9 protein-coding genes and 1 pseudogene are annotated in these 12,883 nt (G+C 66.7%); 5 read left to right on the forward strand and 5 right to left on the reverse strand.

Going from position 1 to position 12,883, the window contains the following annotated elements; genetic code table 11:
• Positions 1–53: 53 nt before the first annotated feature.
• Together AB5T46_RS16895 and AB5T46_RS16900 are read right to left on the reverse strand one after the other, a co-directional pair.
• Complete coding sequence (locus AB5T46_RS16895; RefSeq protein WP_370565227.1) at positions 54–1,580, reverse strand: tetratricopeptide repeat-containing sulfotransferase family protein; 1,527 nt, start codon at positions 1,578–1,580, stop codon at positions 54–56.
• Between the two features lie 17 nt (positions 1,581–1,597).
• The gene (locus AB5T46_RS16900) at positions 1,598–2,716 is read right to left on the reverse strand and encodes a class I SAM-dependent methyltransferase (RefSeq protein WP_370565228.1); all 1,119 of its coding nucleotides are present in this window, start codon (positions 2,714–2,716) and stop codon (positions 1,598–1,600) included.
• On the opposite strand from AB5T46_RS16900, the gene AB5T46_RS16905 reads away from it, so the two are divergent.
• The 4 genes from AB5T46_RS16905 to AB5T46_RS16920 all read left to right on the forward strand — a co-directional run bounded on the left by AB5T46_RS16905 (position 2,658) and on the right by AB5T46_RS16920 (position 8,256).
• Entirely contained in the window at positions 2,658–3,161 is a 504-nt protein-coding gene (locus AB5T46_RS16905; protein WP_370565229.1) for a hypothetical protein, read from the forward strand. The two genes, AB5T46_RS16900 and AB5T46_RS16905, sit on opposite strands and share 59 nt — an antisense overlap.
• Positions 3,162–3,165: 4 nt before the next feature.
• Positions 3,166–5,040: a tetratricopeptide repeat protein gene (locus AB5T46_RS16910; protein WP_370565230.1), complete on the forward strand. Its 1,875-nt coding sequence runs from the start codon at positions 3,166–3,168 to the stop codon at positions 5,038–5,040.
• Positions 5,041–5,233: 193 nt separating this feature from the next.
• Positions 5,234–6,499, forward strand: a complete 1,266-nt coding sequence (locus AB5T46_RS16915; protein WP_370565231.1) for an aspartyl/asparaginyl beta-hydroxylase domain-containing protein — start codon at positions 5,234–5,236, stop codon at positions 6,497–6,499.
• A gap of 146 nt (positions 6,500–6,645) precedes the next feature.
• Entirely contained in the window at positions 6,646–8,256 is a 1,611-nt protein-coding gene (locus AB5T46_RS16920; RefSeq protein ID WP_370565232.1) for a tetratricopeptide repeat-containing sulfotransferase family protein, read from the forward strand.
• Between the two features lie 6 nt (positions 8,257–8,262).
• Here AB5T46_RS16920 and AB5T46_RS16925 read toward each other — a convergent pair whose 3' ends face one another.
• Both AB5T46_RS16925 and AB5T46_RS16930 read right to left on the reverse strand, forming a co-directional pair.
• Entirely contained in the window at positions 8,263–8,916 is a 654-nt protein-coding gene (locus AB5T46_RS16925) for a hypothetical protein (RefSeq protein ID WP_370565233.1), read from the reverse strand.
• 220 nt (positions 8,917–9,136) lie between these two features.
• Positions 9,137–12,016 carry a TonB-dependent receptor domain-containing protein gene (locus tag AB5T46_RS16930; protein ID WP_370565234.1) on the reverse strand — a complete coding sequence of 960 codons (2,880 nt, stop codon included), beginning with the start codon at positions 12,014–12,016 and terminating at the stop codon, positions 9,137–9,139.
• A gap of 399 nt (positions 12,017–12,415) precedes the next feature.
• Between AB5T46_RS16930 and AB5T46_RS16935 the strand changes: the two genes are divergently transcribed.
• Positions 12,416–12,583 (forward strand): hypothetical protein, encoded by a 168-nt coding sequence (locus AB5T46_RS16935; protein ID WP_370565284.1) that lies wholly within the window; start codon positions 12,416–12,418, stop codon positions 12,581–12,583.
• On the opposite strand, the pseudogene AB5T46_RS16940 reads toward AB5T46_RS16935, so the two are convergent.
• Positions 12,506–12,856, reverse strand: a pseudogene (locus tag AB5T46_RS16940) (IS5/IS1182 family transposase); the annotation flags it as partial. The gene AB5T46_RS16935 and the pseudogene AB5T46_RS16940 overlap by 78 nt on opposite strands.
• Positions 12,857–12,883: the final 27 nt, after the last annotated feature.

Consider the following 12,883-nt stretch of genomic DNA (forward strand, 5'->3'; position numbering starts at 1 on the left):
TCTATCAAACGTCCTACGTTTGAGCCGTAAGCAACAAACCAGAACAGGATACCTCACAGCATGTTCTTCTGGCTTCCTCCAAAATCGACACCGGCCTCCTGTAACGCCTGCCGCAAGGGCTCCAGGTGCGAAGAGTAGTTGCGCCAGCGCCCTGAGGCGCGGTCCGACAGCGGCTGCCGGATCTGCCAGTAGCTCGCGGTCTTCACCGTGTTGCCGAGCCGGTGGAATTCCAGGCAGCGATCGTCCCAGTCGAGGCCGAGGAAGGCGAGCAGCCGCTCCAGCGCCGGTTTCGGCGCGCGCACGAAGTCGTCGTAGTCGAAATCGAGGATGGTGTCGCCGTAGAGCGAATGCCAGTGCGCCATCAGGCGGCGGTACTGGCCGTAGAAATGGCCGATGTCGCCCAGGTCGCACGAGTAGCCGGCCACGCGCAGGTCGAGGTGGTGCATGAACACCGAAAGGCCGGTGTCGAGCGGGTGACGGCAGGTGTGGATGATCTTCGCTGTCGGGAACAGGCGCTTGATGAGGCCGATCAGCAGGAAATTGTCGGGGCGCTTGTCGGTGATGTAGCGGCCGGCGATGCCCTCGGGAAACAGGTTGGCCATGTGTGCGCGGTAGCCGTCGGCAAGCCTGGCCTCGCGCTCCGGATCGGGCGTGGCCATCGACGCGGGGTAGGGCGCGAGCGAGCCGAACGCGAGCCGCAGCAGGTAGTCGAGCTCGCCGCCGGCGCTCACCTGCGGATGGGCGGCCAGCACCTGTTCGATCAGGGTGGAACCGGAGCGGAACATGCCGCAGATGAACAGCGGTTCCGCGCTGCCGCCGTCGATGGCAGCCGGGCTTTCCTGCCCGGCGGGCGTGAAGGTCCGGATCATGTCGTCGATCCATGCGGCGGCACGTGCAGGCTCGTAGGTGCGGCCCGCCTGTCGCTGCAGGCAGCGGTTGGCCTTGGCCCAGGCGTCGAACGCCGGATCGAACTGCCCCAGCCTGTCGTAGGCGCGTCCGAGCGCGAACAGCAGGTTGGCCCGCATGGTCTTGTTCGGCTGGATCGCGGCCGCCTCGCGCAGCCGGTGGAACAGCGGGTCGTCGACGCCGGCGGGCGGACGCAGGTTCGCGCTGCGCGCCAGCGCCTCGCCGCGAAGATCCTGGTATGGGCGATCGGGCTGGTCCGTGCCGGCGAGCAGGCGGTCGTAACAGACGAGGGCGTCCTGCAGCCGGCCGCGCTCCTCGTGCAGGTTGCCGAGGTTCAGCAGCGCCGGCACGTAGTCGGGATCGATCGCCAGCGCCACACGGAGCTCGCGCTCCGCGTCCTGGTCGCGGCGCAGGTGGTCCGAATAGATCACCGCCCGGTTCAGGTGCACCTCCTGCGGCCGCCCGATGCCGCGCGCCAGCGCCTCGCCGTAGGCCTCGAGCGCCTCCTCGTGCCGGCCTTCGGCCTTGAGCAGGTAGCCGAGTTCGTACCAGCCCTCGGCCACCTGCGGACGGGTGGCCAGCACCTGCCGGAAGAGTTCGATGGCTTCCGGGCGACGGCCCTCGCGGTGCAACTTGGCCGCCTGGCGCAGCAGTTCTTCGGGCTGATCGGTCATCGCATCATTCGGGCCGGTCATGGGCGATGGAGCAGGAGTTGCCAGCCGACGAGGTTGCTGCCGTCGTGGAACTGGGGGAGGCGCTCGATTCGGGTGAAGCCCGCCGTCGCCGCCTGCTGCTCGATGGCCGCCATGTCCGTTTCGTTGCGGGCATGGGCGATGAGGTCGTTCAGGCGCCGGGCCGAGGCGTGCAGCTCGGCTTCCGCGCGATCGACTTCCAACCCGGCCGCCTGCGGCTTCATCTCCCGCCTGGCGACCAGCAGCTTCTGGACGGCGTCGAGGGCCACGCTCAGCACCTGTCCCGCGCCCGCCTGCCTGGCCTGCTGCAGAGCCTGCTTCAGTGCCTGGATCGCGGCACGCAGTTCCGCCGTGACGCGTTCGGTGGTGCCTGGCGTCACCTGCTCCATGGTGACCAGCCGGTGCAGCCGCCGGTAGATCTTGGTCCGCTTCAGCACGAATTCCGATTCGCGCAGCGACAAGCGCGCGCTATGCACCAGCGCCGAATCCGCGTGATGCATGATGAACTGCGCTTCGCTGCCGGGCTTGAGCACCCGCCGGATCTCGGCGAGCGCGGCGGCGGTATCGGTGTATTCGAGCGCGTAGTGGCCGGAGACCGCATCGAAGCCTTGCGCTTCGAACGGCAGGCGCTCGGTCGCCACGCCGGCGTGGAAGGTGATCCCGGCAAAGCGGCGCGCGCCGTCGGGGACATGCCGCGGCGGATCGATCTGCGCCAGGTCGGTGCCGTGGATTTCCCAGTGCCGGCCGGTTGCCGAAGCCGTTTCCGATGCGATCAACGCCACCACGCCATTGCCCGTGCCCACATCCAGGATCCGCGCGCCGTCGGCCAGCGTGGAGAAGAATTCGACCCACGCCTGGCGCACCTCGAGGTCGTAACCTCCGTCCGGCGCCGTCGGGCAGGTCGCGATTGCGCCCCCGCGGTAGTAGGTTTCCCACGGCTCCCGGCTCAATGCTTGCATGTTCCTGAAGGGGCGAAGAAGATTATCACGGTGCAGGTGCGGCGATGGAATGCGCCGGCGGCGTGGCCGATGCCTGCAACCTTTGGGTAAGGAGCGACGCATGTCGATCTCATTGTTGCGTGCCGTCGCGGGAGTCGTGCTGATCGCGGGGGCGGCCATTGCCGTGTCGGCCGCCGAACCGGCGGAGGGATCCCACCCCTGTGCCGCCGTGGCGGATTCCGCCGAACGCCTGGCCTGCTACGACGTCGCCTTTCCGCCCGCGACCGGTGCTTCAACGACGGCCGCTGCCAATGAATCCGAACGGGACGCGGCGCAGCAGGAGTTCGGCCTCAGCCGGACGCAGCTGCGCGCCCGCGCGCCCGAAGGCCAGCGCGACGCTGCGCTCGACCGGATCGAGGCCACGCTGGCGAACGTCATCCATCGCTCGTCCGGCGGGCGCGTAGTCACCCTGGACAACGGCCAGGTCTGGCTGCTGCCCGAGGTGACGTCCAGGGGTCATCTCGAGAAGGGCGACCGGGTGACCATCCGCAGGGCCGCCCTGGGAACATACCTCCTGGTTCCCCCGGGACGCCGGGGGGCGCTGCGGGCGCGGCGCATCCAGTAGCGACATGGCAGCGCCGCGTACCGTCGTCCAGGCTCTCGACGCGGGACAGGCCCGGCAACTGGAGACTGCGCTCCGGCTGCTCAAGGCCGGCAACACCAGCGACGCCCTGGCGATCGGTCGCCGCGTCGCCGCAGAGGCGACCCTTGCCCCGGACGCCCAGCAACTGCTGGGCATGTGCCATGCCGAAGCGGGGGATGTCGCGGCGGCCGAACAGGCATTCCGGCGCGCGCTCGAACTCGCGCCGGAGCATCCGCTGATCCTGGTCAACTACGCGACGCTGCTGCGCAAGGCCGGGCGGACGGAAGAGGCACTGTCGACCTTCCGGCGCGCCGTCGATGCGGCGCCGGACTTCGCCAAGGCCTGGACCGAGCTGGGGATGACCGCGCTCGGGGCCGGGCAGCGCCGGCAGGCGCTGAAGGCGCTCGAACGCGCCGTGCAGTTGCAGCCGGGCTCCGCACTCGCCTGGCACGCGCTCGGCAACGCGCGCCGCGCGGATGGCGAGTTCGAGGCCGCGGAGGAGGCGTTCCGGAAGGCGCTTGCGCTGGTTCCGGGATACGGATCGGCCTGGGTCAATCTCGGTGCGGTCCTGCGGCTGCTCGGCCGGTCCGGCGAAGCGATCGCCTGCTTCGACCGGGCTGCCGAATCGGGACAGGCCGGCGCCGAACTGTCCGACGCGCGCGCCGGGGTACTGCTGGACGACGGCCGGCCCGGCGAAGCGCTGGAGCAGGCGCGGCGTGTCGTCCGGGAACACCCGGGGTTCGTCCCCGGGCATACCACCCTCGCGCATCTGTTGTGGGAATACGGCCCGGCGCTCGCGTCGGACGAGGATCCGGTCGCCGGGTTCCGCGCGGCTGTGCGCAGCCAGCCGCGCAATGGCCCGCTGCGGTCGGCGTTCGCGCGATTCCTGCTGTCGGCGCGCCGCGCGGACGAGGCGCTGGACGAGATCCGGATGCTGCGTGCGCAGGATGACCGCCCGCTGTTCGCGTGGCTGGAAGCCGAAGCGCTGGAAGCCCTGGACCGCGCGGAGCAGGCCGGTGCGCTGTATGCCGGGGTGCACCGTGCCCTGGGCGGCCGCGATGCCGATTTCCTCAACGCCTACACGCGCCACCTGCTCAGGCGCGGCAAATGGGATGCGGCGGCCGGGCGGGCTGCGGAGGCGACCCGGATCGATCCGGCCAACCAACAGGCCTGGGCCCACCTGGCGACCGCCTGGCGACTGCTGGACGACCCGCGCGAGTTCTGGCTGTGCGACTACGAGCGCCTGGTCGCCCTGGTCGAGGTGGAGCCGCCCGCGGGGTTCGTCGGCCAGCCGGACTTCCTGGATGCGCTGACGGCGACCCTGGCGCCGATGCACCAGGCCGGACGCGAACCCGTCCAGCAAAGCCTGCGCGGCGGTTCGCAGACGCCGGGTCGCCTGTTCGGCCGGCGGGATCCGCTGCTGGAGGCTGCGCGGTCATCGCTGCTGCGGGCGGTCGAACGCTGGGTGGCGACGCTGCCTTCCGATCCCCGCCACCCGTTCCTGATGCGCAAGGCCGACGGCGTGCGCATCGTCGGCTCGTGGTCGGTCAGGCTGTGGTCGTCCGGAAACCACGTCAACCATATCCATTCCGAGGGCTGGATGAGTTCGGCCTATTACGTCTCGTTGCCGCCGTCGGTCAGGGCGCCGGCGGTGGACGACGGGGATGCCGGGTGCATCCAGTTCGGCCAGCCGCCGCTGGAGCTGGGGCTGGAGCTGGCGCCGCGGCGGTTGATCCGGCCGGAACCCGGCAAGCTGGCGCTGTTCCCGTCCTATCTCTGGCACGGTACCGTCCCGTTCCAGGACGAGCAGCCGCGCATCACCATCGCTTTCGACATGATCCCGCACGACGGCAAACGCTAAATGGCATCGCGGCAAGCCGCGAGGGATGTCCGGGTGTAGAGCTGAGCTTGCTCGGCTGCGCTTGCTCGGACGGCAGCGGAGCAAGCTCCGCTCTACGACGACATGACGAGGCCAGCGGGTGGTCCCGCTTCGCTGCACGGTATTCTTGCCGGGCCGGGGACGCCCATTTCCTTCGGACGTCCGGGAGCTTTCGATGAACGACACGCTCAAGTCGCTGGCCCATGCAGCCGGAACCGCCGCCAGCCAGGGCCGCTGGGACGAGGCGGAGCGGTTGTGGAAGCAAGTTCGCGCCCGGGATCCCCGGCATCCGCAGGCGCTGCACAGCCTGGGCGTGCATGCGTTCAGGCGCGGCGAACTGGCCGAGGCGCTTCAGCTGGTCGAGGCCGCGCATGCCGCGGCGCCGCGCGATCCGATGGTGCTGCTGTCCAAGAGCGTGATCCTGCGCGAACAGGGCGACAGCGCCGGTGAACTGAAGGCGCTCGACGCTGCGCTCGCCGCCGATCAGTATTTTCTTCCCGGACTGCTCGCCAAGGCCGACCACCTGGAACGGCACGGCCGGCCCAAGATGGCGGCGACCGTCTACCGTAATGCGTTGCAGGTGGCGCCGTCCGAGCCGCAATGGCCGCCGGCGCTGCGCGGTCAGCTGGCGCATGCGCACAGCCAGGTCCAGGGTTACGGGCGGGCGCTGGCCGCGTTCCTGGCGGATCGGGCCGGCACGCAACTGGCGGCCCTCACGCCGTTCGAAGCCCAGCGCTGGCGCGAGGCCGGCGCGATCCTGAGCGGGCAGTCGCGACCGTATCCGTCGCAGTGCAACCGGCTTCATGTCCCGCGGCTGCCGGCGATTCCGTTCTTCGAGCGCGACGCCTTCGACTGGGTCGAGGCATTGGAGGCGCAAACCGGTGCGATCGCATCGGAACTGGACGTCGTGCTGGCGCAGGAACGGGAGGCCTTCAAGCCCTACGTGGCCTACGAGCCGGGCGCCCCGGTCAACCAGTGGCAGGAGCTCAACCATTCCCGGCGCTGGAGCAGCTACTTCCTGTGGCAGAACGGGGAGCCGCTTGCCGAACACCAGCAACGCTGTCCGCAGACCGCGCAGGCGCTGGCGGCCGTCGACATGGCCGACATCGGGGGCCTGTGCCCGAATGCGATGTTTTCCGCCCTCGCGCCGCATACCCGGATCCCGCCGCACCAGGGCGAGACCAATGCCCGGGTGATCGTGCATCTGCCGCTGGTCGTGCCGGAGGGCTGCTTCTACCGGGTCGGCTTCGAGCAGCGGCGGTGGAAAGTCGGCGAGGTGCTGATCTTCGACGACAGCATCGAGCACGAGGCCCGCAACGACAGCGACGAACTGCGCGTGGTGCTGATCTTCGACGTATGGAACCCGCTGCTTTCCCCGGGCGAGCGCGATATGGTCAAGACCTTGTCCGCGGCGGCGCGCGAGTTCCATGGACAGGCCTGAAGAATCAGGTAGCGACCCGACGGCAGGCCGCAAGGGACTCACGGGCCGTAGAGCCGAGCTTGCTCGGCTGCTCTTGACCACGGAGCCGCCGCCACAGGCGATGGCCCATCGGCCCGGAAGCGCAAGAAAACAGGTAGAGGCACAGCATGATCGACGCTCGGATGAGCAGTACTGCGGCAAGCGCCACGCTACGACAGCAGATCGGACAAGGCTTCGAACTGCTGCGCCAGGATCGGATGGAAGACGCCGCACGATTGAGCGAAAGCCTGCTCGCGGCGCATACGCGCGATCCCCAGGTGTTGTTGTTCGCCAGCGAAGTCCGACTTGCCGGCGGTGATGCCGAGACGGCGCTTGGCTTGATCGATGCAGCGATCGGCGTCATGCGCGGCGAGGTGGCGCTTCTGCTGAAAAAGGCCCGCATCCTGCTGCAGCTCAGGCGCCGGGCGGAGGCACGGCAGGTGGCTGCAGAGGCTGCTGCTCTCGCTGGTGACGACGGGCGCGCACTGTGGTCGATCGGCAAGATCTACGGCGGCTGCAACGATCCGGCGCGTGCGCGCGAACTGTACGAGCAGGCGCTCGCCGTCGGGTGCGGCAGTCCGGATCTTCTGTACGACCTTGCCACTGCCCAGTTCTTCACCGGCGATTTCGCCGGTGCGGAAAAGAGCCTCGGAGCGCTCCCGACAGACTCGCCCGCGATCGGGCACGCGCTGTACCTGCGCTCCACCCTGCGCCGGCAGACGGACGTTCGCAACCACGTCGACGACCTGCAGGCGCGACTGACGGCGGGATTTCCCGATGCGACCAGGCGCGCTGCCTGCCTGTATGCGCTCGCCAAGGAGCTCGAGGACCTGGGCCATGCCGATCGTTCCTTCACCGTTCTGACCGAAGCCGCCGCGCTCAAGCGCCGGACGCTCCGCTACGACGCCGCGGCCGAACGCACCGCGATCGACGGCATTCGCGCGACCTATACCGCCGAGGCGATGCGGGCGGAGATTCCAGGCCATGGCGAGGAAGGCGCCATCTTCATCGTCGGCATGCCACGCACCGGCACGACGCTGGTGGAACGCCTGCTGGGACGACACGGTGAAGTGGCCTCGGCCGGTGAGCTGCCGGATTACGGCCAGGCGCTGGCGGCCGCGGCGCATGAGCGCCTCTCGGCCCATCCCGGCAAGACCATGGTCGAGGCTTCGCTGCTACTGGATTTCGCCGCGCTCGGGCGCGACTACATGCGCAGCGCGCGCGAGGCGGCTCCCGGCAGCCGCATGTTCATCGACAAGATGCCCATCAATTTCATGTATTGCGGCCTGATCAGGAGAGCGCTGCCGAAGGCGCGGATCATCCACCTGGTGCGCGATCCCATGGACAGCTGCTACGCGGTGTACAAGACGCTGTTCAACCAGGCGTACCACTTTTCGTACGACCTCGCGGAACTGGGGGCGTACTACATCACCTACCATCGGCTGATGCGGCATTGGCATGCCGTCATGCCGGATGCCATCCTCGACGTGCGCTACGAGGACCTAGTGACCGACACCGAAGGACAGGCCCGCCGCCTCCTCGCCTGGTGCGGCCTGGACTGGCGGCCCGAGGTGCTGTCGCCGGCGAAAAGCGATGCGCCCTCGACCACTGCCAGCGCCGCGCAGGTCCGGGAACCGGTCTACACGAGTTCCGTCGGCAAATGGCGTCGGTACGAGGCCGGCCTCCGTCCGCTCGCGGACCAACTGATGCGGGCGGGGATCAGTACGGGCCGGACATAGGCGAATTCAGTCGCAAGACTGGCCTTCGCCCGGGGTGCAGACGTTGCGAATCAGCTTTTCGGTGTTTTCGCGCGCAACCTGGGCACGCACTTCGCGCTCGGCCACGGTCAGGCACTCGTTAACCGGAACACGGGAACCGGTCGTGGTTATGCGTTTGCAAACCACGCGGTCCTTGTCGTTGTTGCGCAGGATCGAACTGATCTGTTCCTGGGCCTTGTAAAGCGCGATGCGGTCTTCGGTCGGCAGTTCCCGCGCGCTTTCATGACCGTCCAGAAGGTCGACGATACGGTCCCGCGAAGACTCCAGACGACCCATGGAACCACGCTTGAGTCGGCCGTAGTCGCCGTTTCGCGCCAGCACCAGGGAGTCTTCGATTTCCGCAATATACGCACCCGTGTCGGTGATGCGTTCGGCATGTGCCGTGGCAGGTTCCGCCGCTTCGGCCGCGTCGTCGGGCTCTGCGCACTGGACATTGCTGGCGAAAGGAAACGCCAACAGGCAAATCGAAACCAGAATACGTACGTTCATCGACACACTCCCCTGGTGAGGTTGACGGACGGCATATCCGATGCCCCCTTTTCCCGGAGAATTACGCAGTTCATCGACGTAATCAAGTGCTTTGCATGCGTCCATGCCGACTCTGGGGGTGCTTTTGCCCATGGCCGTTCACGTCACACGAAGCGGGGTGCGCGGTCGATTCCCATGATGCGCCGTCAACACTGCCGAGGGCAAAAGAACGCAGGTGCGGTTCGGACGACGAACTGGTCAGCCTTCAATTCTTGCCGAAGGCTTCGCGAGATTCTCGCAGGCGCGCAACGTGGGGGCAAAAAAAAGCGGCGGGCCGTAGCCCGCCGCTCGAAGTCGCGCGTCAGTGTCCTGCTTAGAACCGGAACGTGATGTTGGTGAAGACGAAACGGCCCGCCTGGTCGTAGCCGCCCGGTGCATTGGCGTTCAGCGCCAGCGAGGCGCCGACCATCGGCGGTTCGCGATCGAAGATGTTGTTGACGCCGAGCGTCACCTCCGCCGTTTGGCCGAACAGGATCGATCCCGAGAGGTCGATGTAGTTCTGGGCGCCCAGCTTGCCCTTGTCGCGCAGCAGGACATCGGTGTCCAGCCGGTTGCCGTCATGGTCGACATAATCCATCTCACCGACATAGCGCCAGCGCAGGTTTGCGGTGTAGATGTCGCGGGCATAGCGGAGATTGGCAATATGGCGCCATTCCGGGGTCTGGCAATCCACGTTGATCCTGCCCGCGCAGTCGTAGATGGCATCGTCGTTCACGCCGGGTAGCGGATTGAACTCATTCTCCAGTACGTGAGAACCCATGAGCGAGGCCGACACCCGGCCGCCGAGCATGTCCCAGCGATAGGAGGCGCCCAGGTCGATGCCGCGGACGCGCCGCTCGCCGAAGTTGTCGGTCAGGTTCTCGACAAAGCCGGAGCTGTTCGGATCGCTGCCGCGCCAGAGATCGCCGGTGGCCGCGTTGCGTTGCACCTTGTCGCACAGGAACGGGTCGCCCGTCAGGCCGCAGAAACGCAGGATGGTGATGGCGCCGATCGGGTCGATCGTGTCCGTGATCTTGACATCGTAGTAATCGACGCTGAATTGCAGGTTGTCGAGCGGGGTGGCCACGAAGCCCAGGGTCCAGGTGTCGGCCGTTTCGGGCTCGAGCTCGAGATTGCCGCCGATGAACTGGTTGTACTGATCCGCCGTGGCGGCCGGGACCGAGCCGTAGCGGCCGGGGCTCACGCCGGTATTGGCACACTGTTCCTGCGTGAACTCGGGAGTGGCACCAGCGCAGGGGTCGGGGCCGGCGAACAGCGCGAGCTGCTGAATGGCGAACAGGTCGTTGATGCCGGGTTCGCGGATGGCGCGGTTGTAGCCGCCGCGGAGTCGATAGTTCTCCAGCATGGTCATGCTGAACCCGATCTTGTAGGTGTTGGCCGTTTCGGAGTCCCTGTAATCGGACAGCCGGTAGCCGAGATCCAGGTTGAGGTTGTCGATGAAGCCGGCATCCTTGACCAGCGGCACGATGCTCTCCAGGAACAGTTCGGTCACGCTGATCTTGCCGCCGACCGGCAGCGTCGGTCCGCCCGATCCGGCGAAGTTGCCGGCCTGGCTGTCGCTATCGGGGGTGACGTCGATTCTCTCCTCGCGCCATTCCACGCCGCCGACCAGGGACACGGTGTCTCCCTTCGCCGAACCGAAGCCGAAGCCGAGATCGCCGGTGACGTAGGCGTTGACCACCTTCAGGTCGGTGCTGACTTTGAGCAGGCTGACGCCCGCCAGCGCCGCCGCAGCCTCGGGCGTCACGCTGTCGGGCTCCCAGACATTGTAGGGAATGCAACCGTTGAACGCGTCCGGCGGGCAGCCGACCAGGGCGTCGACGATGCGGTCGCTCAGCAAGTCGTTGAAGCCCTGCGTGTCCGTGCTGTTGTGGCCGATCAAGTAGGATGCGTTGTAGGACCAGTTGTCGTTGATGTCGCCTTCGGCGCCCGCCATCACGGTAAAGGCGGAAGTTTCGCTATCGAAGATGCGCGGGCCGCCTTCGACATTGCGCTTGGCGACATAGACGCCGACCGGAAGGTCGGGATCGAGGCCGAGGTCGGCGCATGCGCTGCCGAGAAACGGGGTAGTGCAGTCCAGCCCGTCAACGAGGGTGAAGAAAGCGCCGGACTCCGCGATCTGTATCGAGTCCTGCTTGTTGACGTACATGGTCTCCAGGTAGGGACGGAAGTGCTCGTTGACCTCGTACTTCAGCGAGGAGCCGAAGGTGTAGCGCTCGTCAGGACGCTGGTAATAGTTCGGAGGCGCATAGTTGTAGGGTGCGCCATAGGCATTGGTGTAGCTGCCGTCGGGATTGAGGCTGGCCGGGGTCGTGTTGAGGAAATCTTCGGTCTGGAAGAAGTAGAAGTTGCCGGTGGCATTGGTATCGGAGCCGCCGCAGCCGGAACCGTTGGCGGTCAGGGCGCAGGAGGAATAGTCGCGCTCTCCGTGGAACAGCGCATCGTTCTTGCGCCAGGTCAGCCAGGCCATCGCATGGCCGGCGCCGTCGGCAAAGCTGCTGCCGATGGCGATGTCGATGTTGTTGGAGGCGCCGTCGAAGCCGGAGCTGCCCGTGGGATAGTCGAAGTCGCGTGCATCCATGAGCCCCTGGATGTACTCGTTGTCGTTGCTGTGCTGGTAAGCGCTGTGGCCGGCGGTGAGGCTGACGCCCTCGAACTCGGTGTCGAGGACGAAGTTGACCACGCCGGCGATGGCGTCCGACCCGTACACGGCCGAGGCGCCGCCGGTCAGGATGTCCACCCGGTTCACCAGCGCGGCCGGGATGATGCTGATGTCACGGAATCCGACGTTCAGGCCGCCTGGCGGCAGGCGATGGCCGTTGACCAGGGTGAGGGTGCGCTGCGGTCCGAGGCCGCGCAGATCGACGGTGGGATAGCCGGTAGCGCCATTGTTCTCGAACGAGTCGAAGACCGGAGACAACTGTGGATACTGGTTGACCAGGTCGTCGACACGCGTGGCGCCTGCGAACTGGAACTCCTCTTTCTGGATCTCGGCCACAGGGGACGAGGCGGTGATCGTCTGGCTCTGGATACGGGTGCCCGTGACGGTGATCCGGTCGAGTTCGGCCACGGTGGGGTCGGTCTGTTCCTGCTGGTCCTGCGCAATGGCGACGCCGGTGCCGGCCATGGTCGTGGCGCCCACGGCGAGTGCGAAGACGATCGCGTCACGGAGCTTGGTGGTCTTGAGTGTCATCTCTCTTCTCTCTCCGAAATGTGGTTTGAGGTCCCCCCAAGTAAGCTCGCCGACGGAGTCAATTCAGGCGCCAAATTCGGCAAGCCGTCTCGATAGTAGTCTCGGCCTGACGAAAATTAAAGCCTCGTTAAACGGCTCATCTTGAAGAACGGAACTTCGCTGCTCTGGTCACGGAGTTCGTCTCAAATAATACTGAGACTGGCCCGGCAGACGGTGGCATCATCCGCAGCAGCATGTACTGTCTGCCACCCGGCCTCGCCGGAGGATCTGGCACTGATGCGCCGGGTCGACGAATTCCATCTGGAAGCCCCTTTCCCGGCAGCCGGGTGCTGCGCCACTTGAAGATCGACCGGCCCAGTCGGGTCGAGACCATCGATATCAGTGACGTCCCGATGGCCCGTGTTCGTCTACCTGGCCGCGGTGATCGACTGGTACAGCCGCAAGATGATGGCTCGGCGGGTCGCGATCACGATGGACATTGACTTCAGGGGTGCGTTGCCTTTTGAGCACCCGACGCAGGCGCTTGAATTGCTCCGCATGCGCATAGCCACCAGCTTGGCAGCGTAGCTGCTTGCTCTCTTTGGCGTAGGTCTGCTTGAGTTCGCGGCGCATTTGGCCAGCAGCGCGATCTTCGCGCGGGCCACCTCCAGAAAGCGGTCGCCAGTCGGATAGGCGATGACCTTCTCCCGCACCGTGGTGTCGACACCAATACCTGCCCGAACTTCTCCGGCTTCACTGTTTCGATGGCGATCGCAGTTTCGACCGTCATGGTCAGAAATTCTTCTTCCCCGCTTCGCCCAACACCCGGCAGAAGCGGTCGATCTGGGTGGAATCGCACGGCGGGATTCGTCATCAGGTCGCCCTCCA

It is taken from the genome of Luteimonas salinilitoris (genome assembly GCF_041300785.1).
Lineage (GTDB): Bacteria > Pseudomonadota > Gammaproteobacteria > Xanthomonadales > Xanthomonadaceae > Luteimonas > Luteimonas salinilitoris.